The sequence below is a fragment of the Butyrivibrio sp. AE2032 genome, from assembly GCF_000702965.1.
This window is the reverse complement of record NZ_JNLF01000005.1, coordinates 1360874-1384835: the sequence shown is the minus strand read 5'-3', so window position 1 is coordinate 1384835 and position 23962 is coordinate 1360874. Positions and strand designations below refer to the sequence as shown.

At 43.8% G+C, this 23962-nt stretch carries 19 protein-coding genes and 16 tRNA genes; 19 read left to right on the top strand and 16 right to left on the bottom strand.

The window, feature by feature from the left end:
- Positions 1-3 precede the first annotated feature (3 nt).
- Positions 4-510: a hypothetical protein gene (locus tag BO18_RS23810; protein ID WP_034450138.1), complete on the top strand. Its 507-nt coding sequence runs from the start codon at positions 4-6 to the stop codon at positions 508-510.
- Positions 511-558: 48 nt separating this feature from the next.
- Here the strand turns inward: BO18_RS23810 and BO18_RS23805 are convergent, their stop codons facing one another.
- The 7 genes from BO18_RS23805 to BO18_RS23780 all read right to left on the bottom strand — a co-directional run bounded on the left by BO18_RS23805 (position 559) and on the right by BO18_RS23780 (position 10387).
- The gene (locus tag BO18_RS23805) at positions 559-3906 is read right to left on the bottom strand and encodes a UvrD-helicase domain-containing protein (protein WP_034450136.1); all 3348 of its coding nucleotides are present in this window, start codon (positions 3904-3906) and stop codon (positions 559-561) included.
- A gap of 2 nt (positions 3907-3908) precedes the next feature.
- Complete coding sequence (locus tag BO18_RS23800) at positions 3909-6509, bottom strand: PD-(D/E)XK nuclease family protein (protein WP_034450134.1); 2601 nt, start codon at positions 6507-6509, stop codon at positions 3909-3911.
- A gap of 108 nt (positions 6510-6617) precedes the next feature.
- A complete protein-coding gene (locus BO18_RS23795; protein ID WP_034450131.1) occupies positions 6618-7292 on the bottom strand; it encodes a 3'-5' exonuclease in 675 nt (224 codons plus the stop codon).
- An 18-nt stretch (positions 7293-7310) separates the two neighbouring features.
- Positions 7311-7475 carry a hypothetical protein gene (locus tag BO18_RS36535; RefSeq protein WP_081861229.1) on the bottom strand — a complete coding sequence of 55 codons (165 nt, stop codon included), beginning with the start codon at positions 7473-7475 and terminating at the stop codon, positions 7311-7313.
- Positions 7476-9341, bottom strand: coding sequence for a DUF262 domain-containing protein (locus BO18_RS23790; protein ID WP_034450126.1), 1866 nt, complete (start codon positions 9339-9341; stop codon positions 7476-7478).
- Between the two features lie 225 nt (positions 9342-9566).
- On the bottom strand, positions 9567-9956 hold the full coding sequence (locus tag BO18_RS23785; RefSeq protein WP_051689108.1) for a ribosomal maturation YjgA family protein: 390 nt from the start codon (positions 9954-9956) through the stop codon (positions 9567-9569).
- 26 nt (positions 9957-9982) lie between these two features.
- Positions 9983-10387, bottom strand: a complete 405-nt coding sequence (locus tag BO18_RS23780) for a PQQ-binding-like beta-propeller repeat protein (protein ID WP_034450123.1) — start codon at positions 10385-10387, stop codon at positions 9983-9985.
- Positions 10388-10489: 102 nt separating this feature from the next.
- Between BO18_RS23780 and BO18_RS23775 the strand changes: the two genes are divergently transcribed.
- The gene (locus BO18_RS23775) at positions 10490-11413 is read left to right on the top strand and encodes a hypothetical protein (RefSeq protein ID WP_034450120.1); all 924 of its coding nucleotides are present in this window, start codon (positions 10490-10492) and stop codon (positions 11411-11413) included.
- Between the two features lie 38 nt (positions 11414-11451).
- On the opposite strand, the gene BO18_RS23770 is transcribed toward BO18_RS23775, so the two are convergent.
- The 4 genes from BO18_RS23770 to BO18_RS23755 all read right to left on the bottom strand — a co-directional run bounded on the left by BO18_RS23770 (position 11452) and on the right by BO18_RS23755 (position 15188).
- A complete protein-coding gene (locus BO18_RS23770; protein ID WP_051689107.1) occupies positions 11452-12111 on the bottom strand; it encodes a hypothetical protein in 660 nt (219 codons plus the stop codon).
- A gap of 107 nt (positions 12112-12218) precedes the next feature.
- On the bottom strand, positions 12219-12872 hold the full coding sequence (locus BO18_RS23765; protein ID WP_051689106.1) for a hypothetical protein: 654 nt from the start codon (positions 12870-12872) through the stop codon (positions 12219-12221).
- A 47-nt stretch (positions 12873-12919) separates the two neighbouring features.
- Complete coding sequence (locus BO18_RS33440) at positions 12920-14179, bottom strand: YbhB/YbcL family Raf kinase inhibitor-like protein (protein WP_051689105.1); 1260 nt, start codon at positions 14177-14179, stop codon at positions 12920-12922.
- Between the two features lie 103 nt (positions 14180-14282).
- Positions 14283-15188 (bottom strand): helix-turn-helix transcriptional regulator, encoded by a 906-nt coding sequence (locus BO18_RS23755; protein WP_034450117.1) that lies wholly within the window; start codon positions 15186-15188, stop codon positions 14283-14285.
- A gap of 526 nt (positions 15189-15714) precedes the next feature.
- On the opposite strand from BO18_RS23755, the gene BO18_RS23750 reads away from it, so the two are divergent.
- From BO18_RS23750 to BO18_RS23685, 16 genes are all read left to right on the top strand, one after another.
- Positions 15715-15788, top strand: a tRNA-Asn gene (locus BO18_RS23750).
- Positions 15789-15874: 86 nt separating this feature from the next.
- Positions 15875-15950: transfer RNA gene (locus tag BO18_RS23745), tRNA-Phe, on the top strand.
- A 405-nt stretch (positions 15951-16355) separates the two neighbouring features.
- Positions 16356-16431 (top strand) — tRNA-Arg (locus BO18_RS23740).
- 354 nt (positions 16432-16785) lie between these two features.
- Positions 16786-16863, top strand: a tRNA-Leu gene (locus tag BO18_RS35075).
- Between the two features lie 3 nt (positions 16864-16866).
- A tRNA-Leu gene (locus BO18_RS23735) sits at positions 16867-16946 on the top strand.
- Between the two features lie 3 nt (positions 16947-16949).
- Positions 16950-17026 (top strand) — tRNA-Leu (locus tag BO18_RS23730).
- Between the two features lie 4 nt (positions 17027-17030).
- Positions 17031-17106 (top strand) — tRNA-Arg (locus tag BO18_RS23725).
- A gap of 3 nt (positions 17107-17109) precedes the next feature.
- Positions 17110-17186: transfer RNA gene (locus BO18_RS23720), tRNA-Leu, on the top strand.
- 173 nt (positions 17187-17359) lie between these two features.
- Positions 17360-17433: transfer RNA gene (locus BO18_RS23715), tRNA-Ile, on the top strand.
- Positions 17434-17507: 74 nt separating this feature from the next.
- Positions 17508-17582 (top strand) — tRNA-Ile (locus tag BO18_RS23710).
- Between the two features lie 3 nt (positions 17583-17585).
- Positions 17586-17661 (top strand) — tRNA-Cys (locus BO18_RS35070).
- A 5-nt stretch (positions 17662-17666) separates the two neighbouring features.
- Positions 17667-17741 (top strand) — tRNA-Arg (locus tag BO18_RS23705).
- 6 nt (positions 17742-17747) lie between these two features.
- Positions 17748-17821, top strand: a tRNA-Gln gene (locus BO18_RS23700).
- 4 nt (positions 17822-17825) lie between these two features.
- Positions 17826-17914: transfer RNA gene (locus tag BO18_RS23695), tRNA-Ser, on the top strand.
- A gap of 3 nt (positions 17915-17917) precedes the next feature.
- Positions 17918-17991 (top strand) — tRNA-Gln (locus BO18_RS23690).
- Positions 17992-17994: 3 nt separating this feature from the next.
- Positions 17995-18088: transfer RNA gene (locus BO18_RS23685), tRNA-Ser, on the top strand.
- Between the two features lie 413 nt (positions 18089-18501).
- Here the strand turns inward: BO18_RS23685 and BO18_RS23680 are convergent.
- Both BO18_RS23680 and BO18_RS35065 read right to left on the bottom strand, forming a co-directional pair.
- Positions 18502-19089, bottom strand: a complete 588-nt coding sequence (locus BO18_RS23680; protein WP_034450115.1) for a Fic/DOC family protein — start codon at positions 19087-19089, stop codon at positions 18502-18504.
- Positions 19089-19253: an antitoxin VbhA family protein gene (locus BO18_RS35065; RefSeq protein WP_185752564.1), complete on the bottom strand. Its 165-nt coding sequence runs from the start codon at positions 19251-19253 to the stop codon at positions 19089-19091. The genes BO18_RS23680 and BO18_RS35065 overlap by 1 nt, the downstream gene beginning before the upstream one ends.
- A 443-nt stretch (positions 19254-19696) precedes the next feature.
- On the opposite strand from BO18_RS35065, the gene BO18_RS23675 reads away from it, so the two are divergent.
- Complete coding sequence (locus BO18_RS23675; protein ID WP_034450112.1) at positions 19697-21004, top strand: ATP-binding protein; 1308 nt, start codon at positions 19697-19699, stop codon at positions 21002-21004.
- Positions 21005-21129: 125 nt separating this feature from the next.
- Here the strand turns inward: BO18_RS23675 and BO18_RS33435 are convergent, their stop codons facing one another.
- The 3 genes from BO18_RS33435 to BO18_RS23660 form a co-directional block, all read right to left on the bottom strand.
- A complete protein-coding gene (locus BO18_RS33435; protein ID WP_051689104.1) occupies positions 21130-22239 on the bottom strand; it encodes a DUF6273 domain-containing protein in 1110 nt (369 codons plus the stop codon).
- Positions 22240-22350: 111 nt separating this feature from the next.
- Positions 22351-22593, bottom strand: coding sequence for a hypothetical protein (locus BO18_RS23665; RefSeq protein WP_034450110.1), 243 nt, complete (start codon positions 22591-22593; stop codon positions 22351-22353).
- A 211-nt stretch (positions 22594-22804) separates the two neighbouring features.
- Positions 22805-23950 carry a zinc ribbon domain-containing protein gene (locus BO18_RS23660; protein WP_034450107.1) on the bottom strand — a complete coding sequence of 382 codons (1146 nt, stop codon included), beginning with the start codon at positions 23948-23950 and terminating at the stop codon, positions 22805-22807.
- Between the last annotated feature and the right edge of the window lie 12 nt (positions 23951-23962).

The following is a 23962-nucleotide window of genomic DNA, read 5'->3' as shown; positions in this document are numbered from 1 at the left end:
AATATGTCTAGTGACAATGAATTAATCGGCAATTCATTTACTGAATGTGATGAGAAGAATACAGGGATATCTCAAAGAGATCCATTGGGTCTTCAATCTTTAAAGGATGATGAAGAATTTATCAAACAGCCTAATAGTAAGTTTAAGTTGGTTAAGATGAATATTGATGAGAAAAACTATTCAAAGATGTCTTCTGACAACTATGAAAGACCTGCACAAATTCCAATCAGATATAAAAGATTAGATTATTTGTTAAATGAGTATTCTCCTAAAGATACAGACCGCTGGATAATGTTTAACCATCCGAATCATTTTCTTATCTATGACAGAATTACAAAATTCTGCATATATGATGCTGAATACATTGATTATGAAAGTCAATACAAAGACCCTGAACCAATATGTGCAATAATTGTAAAAATGAAGATAAACAAGGATCCAGATCAGCATCCTAACGACATAAAGAATGATTTTATGACAGTAGCAGATTTGTTGGAAAAAGAACTCTGATTCTGTTGATATTCATTGAATAATATAGATGATAAAGCACCACTGTTCCTACACATCAATATGATAGATCATCGCATCAGCATCAATGCCCTCCGTTGCCAATAAGGCTTCCTTGTACGCGTTAAGCTGTTTCTCGTATGCATAGTCCAGGTCTTTTGCTTCTTCGTTGGTCTTATAATCAATTATGTGCCATTTTCCTTCGGAACAATAAAGAAGGTCTATAATTCCTTTTCTGACTACGGTCTTGCTGTCTTCGGTATATTTGTAACTGAAGGGAACCTCACAGTAGACTTGATCTGCCTTGAATAAAACTGGCAACAGATCCTGCGGAGCGTCGTTTGTCTGGGGATAACCGCCACTCTTCATTGTTTTGGCTACATCCTTCAGCGTGCTGCTCAATGCTGCTGAATAGCATTCGTTGTAAGGTGTTATGAATTCCTTGATTATTCCGTCAACTGTGACGCCAATATCAATGTCGCCTTTGGATAAGACTAATATCTCCAACATTCTGTGGACTGTAGAACCAAGCAGTGTGGGCTCTATGAGCTTCTTGGATTTATTCTCTTTATCTCCTGAAGAATGTGATTTAATTCCCAATTTGCTTGGGTTGATGATCGCATAGGATTCCGCCTCATTATCGCGCTTTGTTCCATCATCCCTGGTGTTGATGACATTGCGCTCTTTGCAGACCTCATATAGTCTTGTCGGATCTTTAACTTTTAGTGGAGGCAATTGTTCCGGTTCTTTGGGCGTGATCGAGCGGAACAGATCCGGTATGCCGAACTCTACCAAAGGTGACCATCTGGAATCTATCTGCAGTCTTTTCCCTTTGTATGCATATCTGTTGCATATTATCAGTGCGTTACGTGCTCTTGTAGCACCGACATAAAGGAGTCTTTGAGTTTCAGCTGCCCGGGATATTCCTTCTTCACGTTCCTTATCTGTGAATATATCCGTTTGGAAACTCGGGGGTGCATTGAAATCGGCATCCTGAGGTTTTTCCCGGAAGATGTAACCTTCCGTGCCATCTACGTTGTGTTCTATCCTGTGGCTTACAGGCGGTCTCCATGTTGAATATGCCGTAAGTATGACGATCGGAGCCTCCAAGCCCTTTACCTTGTGGAGATTTGCCATGTGTACACAGTCGATGTCGCTGCTCAAAGAGAGACACCTTTCCTGTTCCGATTTACCGGAAAGCAATTCTGCGATGAAACCAACACAATCACGGTGGTTTCTGATAAGCCCCGCCTTTTCAGCGTTGCGGAGAAGTTCGGCCGTGTAATACATTATCTCCAAGTTTTCAGTCGACACGTAATTATAGATCTCGAATTCTTCGATTATTCCTGTAAATAATGCGGCAGGGGACATGGTGCGGGATCGTTCATGCCATTTTCTGAGTTTATCTATGGCATTAGCTACTTTTATGGCATTCTCATCTTTGCATTCTGAACGGTCAAATTCATCGCCATATAATGACAGTTTCCCGCCGTTGTTTATGTAATCAATTATGTCAGCGGCTGTTACACCGATTATGCTTCCTGTCAGTGCCCCGTAGAGGGATATCTGATCGTTTGAATCCGTAATTGCTGAATACAGCGTGAATGTCTCCAGCAAAGCTATGTTTTTCTCAAACGGGATCTTGCCTTCGACTCTTGTAGGTATCTCATTAGCTCTTAATTCATCCATTATCGGAGTCAGCGCTCTCTTACTTGATGTAATGACCATGAAGTCACTGTATCTGATAGGGCGCAGTTCTCCTGTCTTCTTGTCTCTTATCTTATATTCTTCCCGGTTTGTAAGCTCCTTGATAATCTTAAGCACCATCAGAGGATCGGTCTTGTCTGAATGTTCCTCAGCGGCTTTGCCGATATAAGCGTTGTAGGTGAATATGCCCTCGAATTCATCTTTTGATTCTTCGCGGGGCGGAATCTCTTCGAACTGGCTTTGATCTTGTGTTGCTTCAGGAAGCATAACAGTAAAGATATTATTGAAGTGACCGATCAGGAACTGTGTCGATCTGAAGTTTCTGCTGAGTTGTAACACTTCACCGACAGGCTGGACGAAGAGACTCTTAACAAAAAGAAAAGATCTGACATCCGCGCCTCTGAACCTGTAAATTGACTGCTTCGGATCACCGACAATAAACAGGGAGCCCGGTCTGGGAATGCACTGATCCCACCGCTGAACAGGGTTTTTAGACGTGAGATAGAAGAATATCTCAGCCTGCATCGGATTCGTGTCCTGGAATTCGTCTATCAGGAAATGGCTGTATCTCTTATAGATATAAGATATCAGTTTTCCTCCGTTTCCTGCGTCCTTACGCAGCATCTCCTTAAGATAGAACAGATAATCGAAGAATGTCAGGCGGCCTCTTTCACGTAAGGCCTGTTCGAATATGGATATGCAGTTTACGAAGAAAGACAGTGTTATGTTGTATTTTAGTCTGTCTAATTCATCCTTGAGGCGTATTACATCTTCCTTGACCTTCAGGAACCCTTGCCGTTCTTCGAACCATTCGCTAATGAGTATCGGATACTCATCAGCAGAATCACTGACGACGCAGATATCAGCCAGACTCTTTAGGGCATAGAGTATGTTTGTGTAATTTGTGCTCCACTGCCTCGACAGGCGTCTTCTCGTCTTCTCGATCCTTTCCCATGCATCACGGCTTTCCTGATTACCTTCGTATTTCAACTCTTGGTGATCACAAAGGAATGTTGCAAGGAAGATAAGATCGTCGCGTATATCTTTATACCGTTTGTCAATATTGAATTCAGTTTCTTCGTGATAATTGAAGTGGACATTGCGGTTGTCCATGAAGAAAGGCATAAATTCGGAGAATACCTCTTCGCTGTCATCGTACAACAGCCTGAATGTGCGGGCCATTGATGCTTTGTCGTCTCCATATTCGCCCTCGCAGATCTTTACATAATACTGGCGGTATAATTCTTTGGCATCTGCATCGGTGATAAGGACAGCATCAGAAGGAATGCCGGCTTCCGAAGGGTGCTCTGAGAGGATCATGTTGCAGAATGAATCGATCGTACCCATAAAGCAGAGGTCGATATTCTTAAGTGCTTCTTCGCATCTTTTCTGAGTCGTAGGAGTTGGCTTTGGCAGTTGTCCCGGCAGGCCTTTATCTTCCCATTTCTCTTCGGGATTACTGCGCTTGATCAGCAATGCCTGAAATCTTTCATAGAACTCGTTTGCAGCTGCTTTGGTGAATGTGATGGCACATATCTTACTTATGTCGACACCGCCCTCGACCATGGCTACCATCCTGCTGACGAGCATGGTGGTCTTCCCCGAACCGGCACCAGCCTCAACGAGGAAGTTGGTATCTATATCATTAACTATTCGTTTTCTGGATAAAGAATCTGTTTCAAGGCTAGTCATCTTTATACCCCCTTACCGCACACGAGACCATACTTACAGTGTTCACACGGATTGAAATCTTTTACATTTGGAATGAAATTGCTGAATGTAGGGAAGTATCCGTTTTCCATATGTTCTTTAAAATCTGTAAGAATGTCATCCAGTTCACTCTTGGTCTCTTCGTTCCATTCACACCTGATCGTCTTTTCCAGACGGACATATCTGTATTCGCAGTGGGACACCTTGTATCCGCTCTGTTCCATCAGATAAGCGTAGATGAGTACCTGAAGACATGATGCCGGGTCGTTCTCTGCATGTCTTTCCTTATGACTTGTCTTGTAATCGACAATGATGCAGGAACCGTCTTCCAGTTTTTCCACGCGGTCAGGATAACCGTATAACCTGATGCCGCATTCGTGGGTCTTATGAATATCCTCTTCCTTGAGAATGATCTCCCTGTGCGGATCGCTCTCATAAGCCTGATCTGCCATTTCCAGAAACTGTGTTCTCTTATCTTTTACATTGTCGGGAATAAGAGGTGTATGTTCAGCTATATATCTGTCAAAGTACTCTTCAGCTGCCTGCATGAACTTATCTTTATCCGTTGCAGGATCGGCGAGCAGTTCCATCAATGAATGCAGCAACACACCTTCCTCGTTAGGTGCAATGACGAGGAAAGGATCGTCCTCATCAGGCTCATGAAGACCGATGATGTATCTGAGCATGAATTTGCGCGGACAGCCAACGTATTTGTCCAATGCCGACGGAGAGAACTCCCGCTCGGTGATGTCCTGGGCGACCTGACGTGGTGCGTTGTTGTGGGTATGAGTCGGAATAAGATTCTTCTTCAGATATGCTTTTCCTATATAACGTCCTATCGATACTTTGGGCTCAAAGTATTCAACGGTCTTGATGTTCTTCATCAACTGCTCGTATGTAATGTCGTTCCCGTGCTCTTCCTTGTAGAGTTCATATATAAGTGATGAAGCATTTTCCTGTTTAAGTTCAGAGACATTAAGTCCGGCATAGGATACCTGAATGTCCGATTCGAGTCCTGATGCAAGTCTCACCAACTCGAGCAGATGGTCTCTGTTGGCCATTATGCGTCCCGCAGATGTAAACCGTTCAGCAGGAGAGCCGAAGGCTCTTAACTCCTCATCTAGAAGCAGATAGTTCTCTTTTGGTGAACCGGGGAATCTTGTTGCGGACATTTCGGCGATATACATATTCTTCCTGACAGAAGCAGCCGCTTTGTCGACTGTGGTTATATGTATCTTACCGGGTTCGCTCTGTTGGGAGAGTTGTCCGGTAGCGAGAATGCTTCGGATTATGTCTTCAAGAGACTGATCTATCTCTGCTTTGCGTATAATTGCCAGTTGGTCGGCAATACCTTTTACGGAAGCCGAGTCCAAAGCCGAAAGCAGGGCTTCTGAATTACTGTTTTTGCTCTTTCTGAGATACGAGTATTTAGTTATGAATTCCTCGGGCAACAAAGATAACTCGTAAGCCATTCTCCTGAGAGATTCCAGACAGAGTTCCTTTTCATGGAATGCTTCTAGCGACTCAGTATCATCTTCGTCGATAAGCGCTCCGTCTTCCATCAGAGCTTTCTTAAACTTGTCGTAACGGGACAGATTGACATTGATGTCGTTGGTATATCTTATCTGACAGAGAAGCTCATAGAATACGTTCCAACTGAATTCTTCATCGGATAACGGCAGATTGCCTCTGTCAAAAGCGTCGCTGGTAAGCATTGCCTTGATAGAAGTAGAACCGAAGAAACCGCTTGTCATCCAGTTATAGTAAAGGACCAGAAGTTTTGCCGGATTGGAATTCATTATCGGAATCCCGCAGCCGAATGTTACGGGAATATCGTACATCAGTGCATAGTCAAGGAACAACTGACCGTAAGTAGCTGGGTCTGTTACCACAACAGTACAGTCATCGGTATTCTTGCCTGAATAGATGTCCGTAATTATCGTCTCTACTTCGTTTGAAGCCCCATAACAATTCTTATAGCTTGATATCTTTATAGGCTTATCTGAGGCGTTATATAGATCATTAATGCTTATTGTATTTGCTTTGCCATCAGATACTTTTTGTATAAGAGCGCTTTCAACGGGATTAAGCGGATATTCCTTCAGGATTTCAAATTCTGCATCGAATGAAGTGCATTCAGCGATTGCTTTCCTTATAAGCGATACGGAATCTATACAAGACTTGTCCTTCAGGATACGCATGTATTCCTTGTATGCTTTGATCAGGGCATCGTTCTTTGTTTTGAACATGCCTTCGGACAAAGTATCTTCGATTACCTTTGTTTCGTCAGGATCTGTAACAAGACTTCTCATCCGCCTTATGGCAGATGTTATATTTGAAAGATCGGAGTATGTGGGTTTATCAAAGTACCTGATACCTTTGATTGCTTTGGATATTATTGTGATCTCTTCGGTGGTATCAATGAATTCTTCTTTAACGGCTATGCCTGAACGGATCAGTGCCATCTGTGCAAGCTCGCTTCCGGTTACGATCCTCAGGTTAAAACACTTTACGTTATAAAGGGCAAGATTCTTGATAAGCTCATTTCCGTTAAGTCCGGGAACAAGTAAGATTCGTTCTCTCATAAGCGGTACTCCGATATCTTATGTTAAAAATGAAATATGAAAGCTGACTATCAGATTTATTTTACACTTAATTAAGATAAATGATTACCGCAATAGGTGGACAATCTGTCACTGTTCACTTACATCGATATCTCGAGTGTATTTGCACTCTGGATAGCTTGCACATCCCCAGAACTCGCCGAATTTGCCGTTGCGTTTCTTCAGGATATTGCCGCAGCGGGGACACACCTTAACATTCTTGGCGGCTTCCGACGGATTCTCTATCTCCTTGGCTAGGTTATCGTAGACCTGTTTAGTGATGTGACAGTCTGCAAGGGCACGGTGTGCTCCTTCGTAGGATATTCCGTAATGGTAAGCTAATGCTTCAAGAGAATGACTACTGAGATCAGGCAAATACCTTCTGGAGAGAATCAGGGTATCGACATAATCATTGGGCAGTGTTTTGCCAAATAAGTCCATACAATCCCTTTGAATGAATTTAAGATCGAAGTTCCTGAGATTATGTCCGACAAGGACGTTGTTTCCTATGAAGGAAATGAAGTCAGTTAGTGCCTGTTCGATATCCGGAGCATTCTGGACCATATCATCAGTAATCCCGTTGATGCTGCTGGCCATATAAGGAATGTGTATAACTGGATTTACAAGGGTAGAGAATTCATCTATTACCTTGCCATCAGATACTTTCAAGGCAGATATCTCAATTATGGCATCCTTTTCAGAAGACAAACCCGTTGTCTCGAGGTCGAAGAGGACGTAGTAGTGGCAATATTCCAATAAGAGCATTTTGTTTGCTGTAAATAATTAGTTCTTAGAGAACAGATTACCTGTGAGGTGTTTAAAATTTTTGCGATATCCGTATCCACAAGAAAAGAGGCGCTTTCTTATAGCTGCCCCTATTCCTGTGTCTTTTTCTTTGATTCTGGACACATTCCAGCTTCTTCGTTCTTTAGTTAATTTGTCACTCAATTATAATTCAAATCGCCTATTGATGGACTCTATATCATCAGGAAAAGCTTCTGTTATTTTTCCCTCAAGTAAAGTTTTTCTTTCATTAAAGAAAGATATAAAAGACTCAAATCCGTATCCTTCCCTAATCGGGATTATATTTCTATCAAACAAAGCGTTTCTTCTGTTTTCATCGCTGTAAAATGAATTAATCCAAGAATCAAAGAATCGGTCTCTTTTTTGTGAGTTTTCATTTCCAGTTAATAATTCAATATTAGGTAAAAAATCAGCGTTGCTCTTAAATATCTGACGCTCGGCTTCGCTAAGATTAGGTGTTGCTTCTCTTAGCCTTCTTATATTTGTTAAGTGTATTCTAGGCCAAATATGATCTTGAGCATAGTCACCACTTGGTATAGATGGTGATAATTCTTTTAATAATGGAATAATTCTATAGTCTGGCCATTTCCAATCAATAATATCTCTAATTTGTTCTTCAGTGATTCTAATAGGTCTCTTAATTGGATTTCTTAAAGTGAGGAATGCATCTAACGGGAAATAAGTAGCAGTTTGCAACGCTTCGTCTATAACTGTTCGCATTCTGAGCAATGATTTTCCGGTGCCTTCATCAAAAATATGATTGATCATTGTTCTAAACAACCACTGACGAATGTAAACACGATCACGAACAGAATCAACAGATTCATAATAGTTTAACCCCCTATCTGTTTTGTAAAAATAATAAGCAATAGGGACAAAGAAATTTGCACTCAATTTACTAACGTCAAAATCAAGTTTGTTGACAAAAATAACAGCAGCCTTAATCTTTTCAATTAACGTATCCCATATATCAACTATATTTTGAACGGAATGTCGCGAATAATTTTCTGGGTTCTTTAGCGATAATGACGGCGCATTAGTAAATAACAAACCGACACTAAGAATAAACTTTTTATCACATTTGAAGGAGTTGGTTGTGCATGCTTTTATTTCTTCTACTGCGCTTGAAGCTTTGTCATAAAAGTTCTCTTCAGCAATATCACCACTGGCGATTGATAGAATCAAGTCGGCATCATCTAATCTTTGTCCGCCGCTATTAACTCGGACAAAGATATCAACAATTTTGTTTAAACTTAAATTGTTAGGTGTTGTATAAACACTAACAACTTCTCTGCTTACTAGAGCATTTCGGAGTGTTGTCATTACATTATTAATAAATAGTCTTTTTTCAACGGTAAAAACATCCCGATTCAGCAACTCCAAATTTGTCACCCACGTAAACAACCCTCCATTGTTTTCATTAAACATCGCATCGTCACTGTAAATATCAGCCACTTTAACCCAATATTCATTTATTGTTGTCTCATTATCTTCTTCATCTCTAACAACATATGCGTTGAGATGGCCAATTTCTTCTTCTGGCAAAAAGCGGAATTGATATTTATCATCGTCATCTATAGGTTTATGGAGAATATTCAAACAAAAATACTTATCAACGAAACTTGTATCTAAATCCCAAGGCATTCCCCTTGTGTGCATTATGCTTTTTCCAAGTATACTAATCGCAAGAGAAGTTATTCTTTGTTGCCCGTCCAAAATAGCACAGTATTCTGTTCTGCCTTCGTCAGCGGGGCGTCCTCTATATTTTTTATCCCTTGATTCTTTAACCTCAGTTAACACTTTGCTAAAAGAATATTCCGCAAAGACTTCTGGCGTAACATCCCAAAACAAGAAAGTACCAATGGGGTATTCTTTGACCAAGCTATCAAACAAATCAATTATTTTATCTTCTGGCCAAACGAAATTTCTCTGAAGAGCAGGAAGAATCAGCTTACCACTAATTATATCTTCCATTGTCCTTTTTATTGTCTGTGGTTGATATGTTGGCATAAGAAACACCCTCCTTTAAAAATATAAAAAAATTATAACATCTTGAACATGAAAAAATAGGCTTTCTTTCATTTGTTTACGTTGCGATAACACACTTTTAATAATCGGGTTATCAGATTATTTCTTATGCGTTTGCATTATTATTGTTGACTTCATTCGATTTTATTGAAAGTCTTTTTAGTGCTACTATTAAACACTATGCCCATAACATATAGATGCTTGTTCTTAAGATGCTTTTATGGGTAAAAGGTATTTCTTCATTACATATTCCCCCACATAGCAAGGCACTACCCCCACCGCATAGCAAACAAGATCCCAGACAGAAAATCCTGTCCCGATAATTATCCTCATCAGCTGATTCGTTATTCCGAACCGGTCGCAGAATCCCCATAACTGAAGGAATTCCACAATGAACGAGAAGATGAGTATTACCGTCGGAAGGATGAACCATTTCTTTGGTCTGTAAGGAGATATGGTCCTTACTATCGTATAGATGAGTATTACCACGAGCACGTCGCCCAGATAAGCCCTTACCCATCTGTGCGCGAACAAGCCTATGAGTATCTCTATCCCCAAAAGGAGGGCGGATAAGATGCCGAATACTAGTCTTCTCAAATCTTTGTACCGATCCCCTTTGCTGTTTACCAGTTATTGAAAGCATCGCATTCGGACTTCCATAAAGGAGTTCCATCCTTTATCTCATCGGCGATGAGTTCGTAGTTCTTCGTGCTGATCTTTCCGTGTTCAGCCATGCATTTGTAGAATTTCTTTATGCTTGTAGCGGTCTTCCCGACGGTATCCGGCGTAGACCACATGCATTTATGGATGAAGAAATCAAAGAAACTTCCCAGTTCATACAGACCTTGGTCAATATGATGCAGACTTCTGAGCATCAGATAATCGTTAATGAAGAATTCCGCGTTTGATACATGGTTTCTGATGGTCTTGGGAGCCAGTCCTGCTGCCTTCAGATCTTCTTCGAATATCTTCAGGTATTCTTCGTTTTCCCTGCGTATCTCCTCGCACTTGATATCATATTCATCCATAAGCTCATCCTCCGTTGGTGTAAGGATATCACAATCGGGATAAAGTTCACTATAATAAGAGCAGTTACTCTTTCACACATGTTCTTAATGAGGTAACCGCATATGGACAGATCTTTGTTTCAGTATATTTCGGAAGCAGTGGACAGCGACGGAAAGCTGCCTTCAGGTTTTAGCCTTCCGCCCATGGAAGACGAAAAGATGGCGATATTTGCCGACGGTGCCATGGACGGCATAAATATCTACCATATGGGATTCTCGCCCATGTCGGAGGAAGAGGAACAGGAGCTTCTTAAGCTTCTTATAACCGCCAATGACGGTGACATAGACAAAGCAACTTCAGGTTTTGCGTCGTTCTGCAAGAAGAACAGGGCAGTCACGATAATTGACGATGTCCAGGATGCGATACTGAATAACCAGGATGATCTGTCGGTGCAGAACATGGTGAGATTTGCATTTCATCTTCTGACGGAGACGTCTGACCGTGAGTGCGTGAAGATAGGTCTGATAATACTTGAACTGGTAGATACCTCAAAAGATCCCGACCTCATGACCGTCATAAGGACCATGGGTCTTTCGGATGAGTTCACGCTCTTTACCGTGTTCATTATGAGGCACTGGTCGGACGGACAGATGGAGATATTAGATCTTGCAAAGAGAGTCCACGGGTGGGGAAGGATACACTGCGTAAGCTTCATAGAACCTGAGAACGATGAGATAAAGAAATGGCTTCTTCTGCACGGAGTGGATAATTCCGTTCTTCCCGATTATTCGGCACTCAAGGTCTTTAACAAAGCGGGTGTTGAAGAACTGCTGGACAGGAAAGATCTGTCCTTGGAAGAGATAAAGGGGATACTGAAGATAATGGATGCGATGCTCGACGAGGGCCCTGTTGCGGGCATATCGGCATTGGATTCACCCGAGCCCGTGCTAGCCAAAGTGATGGCAGTTGCAAATGCCTGTTCAGGTCTTGACGAAGAAGACATGAAGATAGTGAGCAGGATAGAGGAGTATAAACCGGAAGAATAAGTGAGGCTGCCATCTGGCAGCCTCTGCTCTTGTCTTTCTTACTTTGCCGTATAGGCTCCTGATACCCGGCCTACTCCGACTATGTTTCCCGTATTGCCTTCGGCATCGGTATCGAGCGCGTCGATGAAGTCTTTGACCTTGGCATAAATTGAGTTTATGCCGCCCTTCATCCTCTCGACGGGTGCCTTGAGGGCTATTACGTATACGGTATAGTGGTGTGTGCTGCCGCTAGGCGGATAAGGTCCGATGTATTCTGATTTGGGAGCCCAGCCTTCGGGAAGGGTTGTCTCCTTGATGTTTCCGGACTTCCAGTGGATAAAGTATCCGGTATCCATGTCGATCATGTAGATGGCATATTCAGTGGCGCCTTCGACTGGTTCCCAGGAAAGCTCGGGAGATGCGTTCTTTCCGTCCAAAGTATTTGCAGTTATCTCATCCCATTTGCCGTCGTGGAGGCTCTGGGAAGTGACCGCAAATGCGGGATATGCACTTACGAAGATGTCGTCGCTGTTATCAGGTACCGTTGCTTCTGTTTCTGTGGGAGCTTCAGTGGTTGCCTCTGTGGTTGCTTCAGTTGTCGTACCTTCTGTCGGAGCCTCTGACTGAGTGCTCGTGGCGGGTGTAGTCTGACCGCATCCTGCCATAGAGAGAAGTATGGCTCCGCAAAGAATTGCAGGGAGTATCTTATGTTTTTTCATGGTGTAGTCCTCTTTCTTGTTGTGTTTTCCTATTATCGTTTTAAGGATAACATAGAGAATGCTATTTAAAAAAGTTTACCGGGTGATACTGGAATTGTTTACCATACTTATCGCGTATAGGTCCCTGATACCCGGCCTACTGCGACTATGTTTCCCGTATTGCCTTCGGCATCGGTATCCAGTGCATCAATGAAATCTTTCACATTGGCGTAGATGCCGTGTATGCCGCCTTGCATCCCCCTGACGGGAGCCTTGAGGGCTATTACATAAACGTTGTAATTATGTGTGCTGCCGCTCGGCGGATAAGGTCCGTTATATTCGGTGATCACAGGCGCCCAGCCTTCGGGAAGTGTTGTCTCCTTGATGTTTTTGGACTTCCAGTGGATGTTGTAGCCGGTATCCAGGTCGATCATATAGATGGCATATTCCGTGGCGCCTTCTACGGGTTCCCAGGAAAGCTCCGGAGAAGCATTTTCTCCGTCATGTGCCGTTATCTTATCCCACTTGCCGTCGTGGAGGCTCCGGGAAGTGACTGCAAATGCGGGATAGGCGCTTACGAAGATATCGTCACTGTTATCCGGCACCGATGCTTCTGTCGCTGCGGGAGCTTCAGTCTCAGCTTCTGTGGTTGCTTCAGCTGTCGTACCTTCTGCCGGCGCCTCTGCCTGTGTGCTAGTGACGGGTGTCGTCTGACCGCATCCTGCCATCGAGAGCAGTATGGCTCCGCAAAGGATCGCCGGAAGTATCTTATTTGTTCTCATGGTGTTTTCCTCTTTTTGTTTCGAGTTTGTTTGTTCTATCTGAAGATCTAGCGGTAATCGTAGTAGAGCTCGGGTGCAGTATATGGAGCCTTGATCGTGCCGTATGCCAATACGTTGCCGGTTGTACCGTCTGCTGCGGTGTTGAGAGAGTTCATCTTCTGGCTGATCTCACCGCCGGACTGATCCAGAGGAAACTTGATGTCTTTGGGTTCCGCTCTTAATGCGATCACATACAGCTCATATGTGTGCGTTCCCGGAGGATATGGTCCGATATATACCGACTGGTCGGTGTATTCTCCTTCATCAAGGTGGATCTTATCGGTCACCACGTACCAACTGAGCCAGTTGGTTGTCGTCGTGTCTATCAGGAATACCGCATAACATGAGGCACCTTCGACGGGTTCCCAGGTAAGTTCGGGAGACTGATTGCCTTCTTTCAGGCCCGTTATCTGCTTCCATTCGCCGTTCTCCATGCTCGTTGTGGTAACTTCAAAGATGGGCAGCTTATCCATATATACCTTTGAATCCGATACTTCACGGCCTGCCGCCTCATCGTATTCCTGCTCGGATATCTGAACTGCATCCGTCTTCAGGTTAAGCCTTAATTTGCTGCCTTCAGACTCGATGTCGATGAAGAGGTCGCCCGAATCAGTTACCGATCCTCCAGTGATGCTTGCGCCTTTCTCCACTGTGCAGTTATTTCCTGCCCAGGCGAGCTTTGCTCCCGTTCCGACTGTGGTGAAGAACCGCTCTGTCGGCGTGTTCTGTGCGTTGCTGAGGTTGAAGGCAAAGAGTCCGATCTTTTTGGAGAAACGGATGTAGAGGATTCCCGTATCTCCGCTTTGTATTTTTCCGCCGAACAGATCCGATATCTCATCCGAACTGGTTATGTCAGTCTTCCAACTGCTCCATACGAGTGCCGAGTTGTCGACCTCACAGGCTGTCGTGGTCTCATCCGTCATCTCCCATGAGCCGGTCGTGCCGTTCAGGCAGAATTCGAGGTCTTTTGAGACCGTCTGGGACAGTATCCCGCCCATTATGTCAGCCTCATAAGTGACGCTGACGGTGTCTTTGAGCGTATATTGCGTGTTTTCGCCCGATTCTGCCGAATCCCTTGTGTTTATTGAGTTTATAACAATGTTACTTATGCCTTCCGAGGCAAAAGAGGCGGTTATCTCACTGTCAGACAGGGGTGTGATGCCAGTGGTCTCCGTCGTGTTTACGATCTCCGCCGAACACCCTGACATGAGGATGCCAAGGAACGTTATCGCCGTGACCGGATATGCCGCTTTTATTCGTAATGACATCTTTTTTGCCCTCCTTCTGACCCGATTCTACATGGGGGAGGGAAGAGGGTATTAGAAATATCCTCACGGAAAACAGTAATATCTGCACAAAGGAAGAAAATAGTTATTCCTTTCTCTGTGTCTCCCTGTACTTCGAAGGCGTCTTTCCGACCGCATTCTTAAAGATCTTGGCAAAGTAGTTTGCATCGGGATATCCGACCCTGGCGCTGATCTCGCCTATGGGGAGCTCGGTCTTGGTAAGGAGGATCTTTGCAAGGTCCAGCCTTAAATTGAGCAGATAGTTAAGGCACGTCATGGAGGACTGTTCCATGAAGAGGGCATTTAACTTGTTGCGGTTTATGGCGAACTTCTTCGTGAGTGTTTCAAGTGTTATGTGCTCGTCAATGTGTTCGTTCAGGTATTCCGCTATCTTCGAGAATTCTTCCTGTCCTGAGGATTCTTTTTCTTCAGGTGCGACTTCCACGAAGGAATAGACGATGAAGTGCAGCATTTCCATAAGATACGATCTGCTGCGGCAGGGCCAGAAACCGTCTTTCTGTTCCAGGAGTTCCTTCTCGGTCGATAAGTAATATTCCTTAAGGCGCTTGAATCCGTTCACGGTAAGCTGGATGACGTGGTCCGACAGATCCTTTCCGGCGCCGAAGAACCTTATGAGGATATAGTCCTGATAGATTGTCTGGCCGTATGCTTCGGCGAACTCGCCCGCATCGATGCGCTCGAACGTGAACTCGTCTCTTATTGCTGAAGGCTTGAAGAATAAGACCTCTGCTTTTATCTCTTTTACGATGCGGTAATCAAGTTTGTCTCTCTGCGTGAGGCATATGAGCGCGGGAGCTTTTACCTCGAATTTTTTCCTGCCGTCTTTTATTTCGAGCACGCCCTTCTCGAGAAGAACGATCTTGTAGTTCTCTTTGTCGTTTATGTATTCGGGAAGAACAGTGCATACTTCGGGATAGATAGCGACTATCCGGTCCCATCCGTCCCAGTGACATTCGGTGCAAAGATTCATCTGTTTTGTCCTCCCCTTAAACTTCTTAATTATCGTTATTATAGCCTATAGAATATAGTGTAAATATATGTGTTTGCGGTACCCAAAAAGTTTTTTGCAAATCTTCAAAAAACCCCTTGCATAAGGCATTTTGCAGTGCTACAATCTCGCCAGATGAAGGAAGTGCCTGTCCGACATCTGAACCTGAAATATAAGGTTTGGATCGTACAGCACTTCTTTTTTTATGACTTGCGGAAAGGAAAAAGGAACAGCAGATGGCTACTATGTTGAGACAACTTACGATTAACCTCAAAGCGCTCATGAATACGGCGTTAAGCTTGGCATGTTCATTTGTCCAGATATCTTCGGATAACCGCATACGCTTTTACGGCAGCTATAGATTTAACGAACACGGACGGTCGCTATGTGAACTGACTTTTGTTTAGGCACAAGCAAAAAGACTGATTTCATAAGACCGTCCGGAATGAGAATAAAACCGGACGGTCTTTTTATTCTCGCGGACCTTGACAACTTAATCTTTAAACATTCCCTTCTCATTCAAAGGTAGGATGCCTGACTGTTAATCAGATAATGCAGGTTCGATTCCTGCGAAGGGAGCCAATAAGATGTCTTGCAGGGAAACAGGCACTCCATGCAAAACATCCCCGGGGCAATGAGGATCAGTGACCCAATTGTCCCGTATTTTAGGGCGGTAAGCTAATCCGGTGAAAGCAGCGGTTTGAAGCACCGTGTAGGTTGGATCGACACCAACACTGCCCACCAGATACGGCCGGTTTCGGGCCGTTTAAGATAAACCCGGCAACGGGGATAAAGTGACAGCGCTTAGAACTTCCGCGCATCGCGACTGCATCTGATGCAGTTCAACGGAAAACCTGTACGACCGATACCCGGTCTTCTGCTCAAGGCCGACTGGTGAGAGCATGAACGGGCAGGGGCATTGAGAGATGCCCTATACTAACTCAGAAATGGGTGGACGGCCGGCAGCTTACCGACACGAACTCCGTAAGAGACAGTGTTGGTCTGATGTCCATGAAAGGTCTTAAACCGAAAGGCAGGTCTTTCATCTTCAAGTAAGTCGATAACAAGACAAGCATGACTGTGACGGATGGACGGTATCCAAAAGGTACCGGCGTCCAAAGACAAGCCTCGCAGCCAATCTGAAGTTCGGGCTAATTAGCTCAGCGGGTAGAGCATTCGACTCCTAATCGAAGTGTCGCCGGTTCGAATCCGGTATTAACCACCATTACGGCAAAAGTGCTTGTCACGTAAAGACCGACAATGAACTTATCCATCTGTAAGATGATGGCTTACCAGCCCGCAAGGCGAAGTAAGAGACGGTACGAGTAAGTGCAACTCTAACAGTCCGCAAACTGTGAATCCTTTAGCAGGGAAGAATGTGCCCAAAGGATATCTATAAGGCTTTACGTAAGATTTTGCAGGCTTTTACAAAACCTGTGTTCATCGCAGCTACAGCTTAACAGGCTGTGTGACAGCCCGCTTCCAACGGCGGATGATGCTGCGGTAAAACGTCACTGTCTCAGCGTTTTCATTCTTCGATCATTAAAGTCTTGAATCAATAGCGGTGATCGAAGTGCATATCCTCGTGGCCGGAACAGGTATACGCAGGCGTCTCAGAAGCGTCTTTATCCCGGTTCGAATCCGGGCGGGGATACCACATACCTTCGTAGCAGAACCGGCATATGCGCCGGACTAAGAATCCGGGTCTTTTTGTGGGTTCGACTCCCACCGGAGGTACCATAAGCGCTTGTAGTAGAACGGCATATACGGCGGGTTTAAGCCCCGTGTCACTCCCGGTTCGAATCCGGGCTGGCGCACCAACATACTCGCATAGCACAACCGGACAGTGCAGCGGTCTTCTAAACCGCGGATCGGAGTTCGAGTCTTCGTGCGGGTGCCAAATGTCTGAATGGTGCAACTGGCAGACACGGCTGATTCAAGATCAGTATCTTCAGGGTTCGAACCCCTGTTCAGACACCAAAACTGCGGAGAGGAACGGCTTCCGGGCAAGCCTCATAAGTTTGATCTCCCGGGTCCGACTCCCGGCTCCGCAACCAAACATGCCGGTGTATTCCGTTAAAGAGGCGGGGCGGACTGTAAATCCGTCGTCCCAGGACACTAGTGGGAGCGTTACCCTCGACCGGCACCAGTATCGTAGCATCTTTCAAAGGCAGGAACCCCGTCTGATAAGCGGGTAACGGTAGTTCGACTCTATCTGCTACGACCATGTGGGACAGACAGGCATACAACTTCTCATCTGATCCGTGCTGAAGGTTGTCCTGTCTTACACCCACACCCCATCGGAATATAGCGCAACGGTAGAGCAGGCGGCTTATATCCGTCAGGTTCAAGGTTCGAATCCTTGTGTTCCGACCAAATGCCTCTGCCGCCGATCGGCTCGGCATACAGTCTGCAAAACTGTGTCATGCAGGTTCAAGTCCTGTCGGAGGCTCCAATCAGGGTCGCATAGGCTAACGGATAGACCGTTCGGCTACGAACCGGAAAATGGGAGTTCGATCCTCTCTGCGATCACCACATTTAAGTCCCTTGGTGTAAAGGCAGCACAGAGGCCTTTGACGCCTTTGGTGTGCGTTCGAATCGTACAGGGACTGCCAATACGCCGTGTTACCTTAGCGGGGAGGAGGGTCGGTCCTGAAAACCGTTGTGTGTAAAAAGCACTGGGAGTTCGAATCTCTCACACGGCGCCATATAGAGATCTGGTGCAACGGCAGCACAAATGACTCTGAATCATTAGATCAAGGTCCGATTCCTTGGGTCTCTGCCATATGTCGGCATAAGCCTAATCCGGTAAGGCAGCGGTTTGCTAAACCGTGAGTAGCCGCTCAGGCGGTGTCCGGGTTCGAATCCCGGTGCCGACGCCAGAGAGGATTGTTTGTTAAGGAAATCAGAACTATGTGTTCTCGTATCTTTGGTTATCTTCGATTGCAACTTTGCAACGATTTCAAAATCGTTGCAAAAATGACGCGGCAATAGTAAGAAAACATCAGACTGGGGTTGCGACAATTTCCGGAGATTTGTCGTAGCAAAACAAAAATGAAGCCTATCTTGCACGTGGCAAAATGAGCTGAAATGCCTGATTATATTGAGTTTAAAGAACCAAATTGGACGCTGAATAGATAGACTATCGGTCAAGCGGTTTCATAGTCGGGATCGCCCTGAAATACCCTATTATCCTTTCTACACTCATCTACACAAATCTACCCTTACATATATGTAAATTCACGCTGGTTTAACATATCTCTACATAAGTCTAGCCTGTACTTAAGGAACTATTTCAGATAATAGATTCTCTGAACAGATTTCTCAGATAATCAACGATTCCGTTTGCGGATTGAATAGTAGCAATCATTAGTTCGTCCGTATCAATAGTTGAAAAGTTTATATCATGACCACTATGACGAATAAGCTGTGTTAAGAAAACTCTTTGAGTTCTTCCATTTCCCTCTCTAAAAGGGTGAAGCATATTAGTTCTGCAGTAAAAGTCAACGATGGATTCTATATACTGGTTATTATCGTATCCGATATAGCAGTTTTCTTTCTGCAAGCCTGTAAATATTCTATCCGCTAGAGGTTCGATTGATTCCGGCAAAGTGAAAATAGTGCCTTTTTTAGAAATGGAAGCAGTTCTTACTTTTCCTGCCCAATCGTAAAGATCCTCAAAGATATACTTGTGTATAGCTTTATAATGTTCAAATCCAAAATCGCCATCAATAGGATTTACCTCTAACTCCTTGCATTTTGCAGTAGTGATTAGAGTTTCCATTTGCGAGAGCTTTTTCTCATCTTTAATACCGAACTTGTTTATCAAACAAGTCGTACCTTTATAACAATCTGCGGAAATTGGATCAATACTATATCCCATTAGTCTTGCTTATTAACAAGCTCAAGTGCTTTAGTCAGAAATTCATTCCATGTGATTTCATTATTGGAATATTGGCGACACAATTCATAACCTTCATCACTAAGATAAAGGCCTTCCATTTCTACGGACGCGATTGCATTAGCTAGAGCCAAATCGTTTGACATAAGCACCTCCTGATACAGAAATTATATCATACACGGGTTGGTTCTACATTTAGTGTTAAGAAACGAATCATTCAATGATATTTATTGTCTTATCAGCTTTCCAGGCAGCTTGACCTGTATGTCCTTCAGGTTAAGTCTCAAATCGCACATTTGCCGGATAATCCATATTGAGCCAGAATAACGACATCTTTGGTGTGTATTTCACGATGTGTAAATTGGTGTCAGTGGCTCCACTCGGTGATAATATGCAAGGTTTTGTCAAGTGTGCGAATACTTATGACAAGTTAGTGCTTCATTGTTACGCAACGAAAAACGAAAAACGCCCAACAGAAATGCCGAAAAACGCCCAACAGAAATGCCGAAAAACGCCCAACAAAACTTGCGAAAAGTGTTTAACAAGTATAATATAAGGCTGAAAATCAACTGTTTAGAAGGTGGAGACCGTGGAATACAAAAGACGAGTTGTAGATAACGAACTGGATAGAAAATCCAAGGTTTTTAATGCAGTCAATATCGTAGGTCCGAAAGGATGCGGTAAAACCAGAACTGCAAGTGAAAGATGTAAAACCGTTATTGAATTTCAAGACGAAGAAAAAAGAAGCGGATATCTTTCAGTAGCGGAAACTTCACCAAAGCTGTTGCTAAATAATGAGAAGCCGATATTATTCGACGAATGGCAGGATGCGCCTAAGCTTTGGGGAACAATAAGAAAGAATTGCGATGATAACCCCGAATCGACAGGCGAGTTTTATCTTACAGGTTCAAGTAGTAAGAAGATCGATACACCGCATACTGGTACGGGAAGAATAAGCGAGATTAAGATGTATCCGATGACATTGTGGGAATTCGGTGATTCGGTCGGGAATGTATCATTATCCGAAATGATTGATAGGGATGGTTATGAGTTTGAAGGAAATAAATCGGAATTATCATTTGAGGAGTTGATATTTGCAGCTTGTCGCGGAGGATGGCCGAGATGTCTTATTTTCAAAGATAGACAGGAAGCTTTGGAGATAGCTAAGGATTATTATCAGCAGATTTATGAGAAGGATATAAGTGCAATAGACGGTGTAAAACGCAATCCGGAGATTGCAAGAACTATTCTATGGTCTTATGCAAGAAATATAGCGACTACTGCAAAAAAGACAAGTATTTACGCTGATATTAAAGCAAGCAAAGATGTATCGGATAGTACTATAGACACATACATAAACAGATTAGAGGAGTTATTTATATTAAAGGATATAGATGCCTGGACTCCGCAAATAAGATCTAAGACAGCTATTCGTGCTGCTAAGAAACACATTTTCATCGATCCTTCGATTGCGATTGCTGCATTAGGTCTATCTCCTGAGTATTTTAATAATGATTTTGATTTGTTTGGACATGTCTTTGAGAATCTTGTTTTAAGGGATCTAATTGCATATGCAGATGCTCACGGGGCAAAAATATTGCATTATGCAAATAGTGCTGGTCTTGAAGCGGATGCTGTTTATCAAGCAGCCGACGGGAAGTATGGTTTAATAGAAATCAAGTTGGGTGCTCAAAGAATTCCTGAAGCTGAAGAGTCTTTGCTTAGATTCAAGAAGGCAATTGCTGATCATAATGAAAAGGCCCTAATGAATTCAGAACATCCTAAACCGACATACCGAGAACCTTCAGCACTTATTGTTATTTGCGGTAATGCACCTATGGCTTATACGACTGAGAATGGTGTTCATGTAATCCCAATTGGATGTTTGAGAGATTGAAGATACATGAGTATTTCATGTTAGGCTCCTTTCTGTAGATTTTTTCATAAGAACAAGAATAATTAAGCAATAAAAAAGACCCGGATTGTGCCGAGTCTTTGAGTGTTATTGTTAGTTGAATTAGATCAATCAAGTTGTATCCACATAGCGGGGCGAACTCCATAGTCACTACGGTTGACACGTTCGCCATTCGTGCGGACATCGCCATAAATGTCAACTGTAGCTGCTTCAGAAGGACGACTACCAGGTGACCGGAGCCACCAAAAATTATCGTAGGCTCTTGCCTGACTGTTAGCGAATAATTGATTAGCTTCATCTATGCTCAACAAGAAAACCATGTCAGTAGTTGAATCTCCACCCGGAGTATTGTAATAAGGATTCTTGTCATTATTAAGTCTACAAGGTTGGATTCTTGCCTGTTCCGCAGGTGAAAAATAACCTTTAATAAATTCGTTGTTAAGATATTCCCTCAGCGTGCAGTCAGCCCAAGTTATTTTTTTTGCGGGATATTGATAAGGTTTTTCGCAGATAATTTTGCTGCTGATTATTAAAGCCGTATGATCTCTGACACTAAGCACTTTCCACCAGATACGTTGACCATTGTTAGTTCCAAAGTGTATCTCGTCTCCGATCTCGGGATTATTGTTTCTGGCATTAATGGAGTTGATATATCCCTGAAGTTCATTCCTAAGTTCAGGATCGCCGTACTGCATAGCCTTGAGATAATACTGATTATCATCAAACGGAGTCTTCTGATCGGCGAGATTATTTCTCCTTCTGCAACACAACTGAGACATAAGCATATATAAATATACTCTACCGTTCGTAGGATCAGTATCCAGAATGGTGTCACACCTTGACATTGCTCCACTGAAGTCCCCATCGCCAAGCATTATCTCTACTCTTTGGAGAAGGCCATCAGTATTTGTTCCACTAACATTGATTGTTGCGTTTCCAACCTGAATATTACCTCTGACGGTAAGAGTTTTGATAGCATCCTGAACGAGGCACTCTGTACCGCAAGTATCGCATCGAGCTACATTTGAAGTTGTATCAACCTTCATATGTGCATTACAGTTCGGACACATTGCAGGTACAAATGTATGCATTCCGTCAAGATTGATAGTTTCAGATTGGGTGGTTCCTGTTGGAGATACTGCTCCTTGAGGTGTTCCGCAATTCAAACAGAACTTTGCTCCATCAGGCAGTTGTTGTCCACAATTCATACAAAACATATAATTCCTCCGCGAACGAAATAGATGCATTAAATGAAGTATATCAAATTGTGGCGAATACTATTAGTGCAAAAAGGGAGGAACCCGTCATAGGATTCCTCCCCGAATGTCTCAGACTCTTGCGGAGCACTTGCGCGGTGACTCTGCTTCTCGTCTGAGTCGCTTCTCGCGTTCTTCTTCGACCAGGTCATTTATGCTGATGTGTTTAAGAGCCAGGCACCTTGCGACAACATCAATTGCCTCAGGGCCATAAGCCATAACATTTTGCATGTTCAGACCGACAGAATTAAAGTCGGCCAGGAACTGGCTGTTAAAAAGAACGTCCTTAATGTTTTCAGCGGCTTCACCCTTCATTGAAGAGCAAGTATAATACGCGCCGGGATTATCGTTCCGGCGCGTATCATTAAAGAAAAAGAGGTGTTATCTCGTTATCCTTTCAAGAATCGTTGCAGCGATAATGCAACGATTTCAATATCGTTGCAAAACAAAGAAATCCGGACCACTTTCTGATCCGGATTTTTCTCTGTGAAACAACTCTTAATTAATGTATATTTTTTTCGTCTGATCAGAATATCTTCGCGATCTCCCCGATCCTCTCAATTACCTTACGGGCTTCTGCCTCTGCCTCGTTGTATCTCTGCATCTCGTACTGCAGATTTCTCAGCTCTTTTTCCAGATTGTTGAGTTCACCGGTCTCTTTGTTTACATCGGAAGAATGTGACAGATCTTTTTCATACTGCTTGGTGCCGGCTTTCTGGTTGCGCTTGTATCTTACGTCGCTGCATATGCCGAATATCAGTATCAGAGGCAGTATTACGACTACGGATGCCAGGCCGTATTCTTTATGGAAACCGAAGAAACTTATGAGGAATATTACTATTGCCAGTCCGAGCGAGATCCCGAACAGCAGTAAGAGCGATCTCCATCCGCTCGAGTCGGAGTCATGGTAGAAATAATAATCGAGAGGACCGGGACGGTGGCTGCTCTTAAAGTCTTTGGTCTCGTCGTCATGCTTCTTTTTCATGCTGCTTATCTTGCTTTCCTGGGCTTTTATCTTCGATTTGACATTATCGATCTTTGCCTGGACCGCATCTTTGTTGTGTTTGAAGTTCTTCATGTCGCTGATGAAATCCGCTCCGAACTTGTCGAAGGATTTGCGGGCAAAAGAAATGAATCCGTTCCATGCCGCCTCGATCTCATACTTTTCGGCGGGCGGTGCGAACATCAGGCATTTTCTGTAATTCTCCCTGATCTCTGAGATGGAACCTGGGATATCGGAAAGCATGCGGTCGACTTTCTTTACGGTCGACATGCAGAAGTCCGGATTCTCATCCTTTATGGATTTCTGAGTCTGCCACGGTGTGTTTCCGAGCTCGTATCTTTTCATGCCGCATCTTGCAAGTCCCCACCATCCGCGGTGATCCTGGGGCGTCATGTCCCTTACATCGGCATATTTCCATACGGCTGATTCAAGATCACCTATCTTCATGAAAGCCTCTGCAGCCTTGAGCAGACTATCTGTTGATTTCGCGTCGGAGATGTTCACCACATCTGCATGAAGGTGTTCTATGTTCGTGACGGAGTTAAAGTAATTTATCGCGTCCTGTACGACATAAGCCGCGCCGCAGTACGGGCAGTTGGCGGCTTTGAGATCGGACCGGACATTGAGCAGCGCTCCGCAGTTCTCGCATTTTGCCTGAACTAATGGCATGTATCTGTTCCC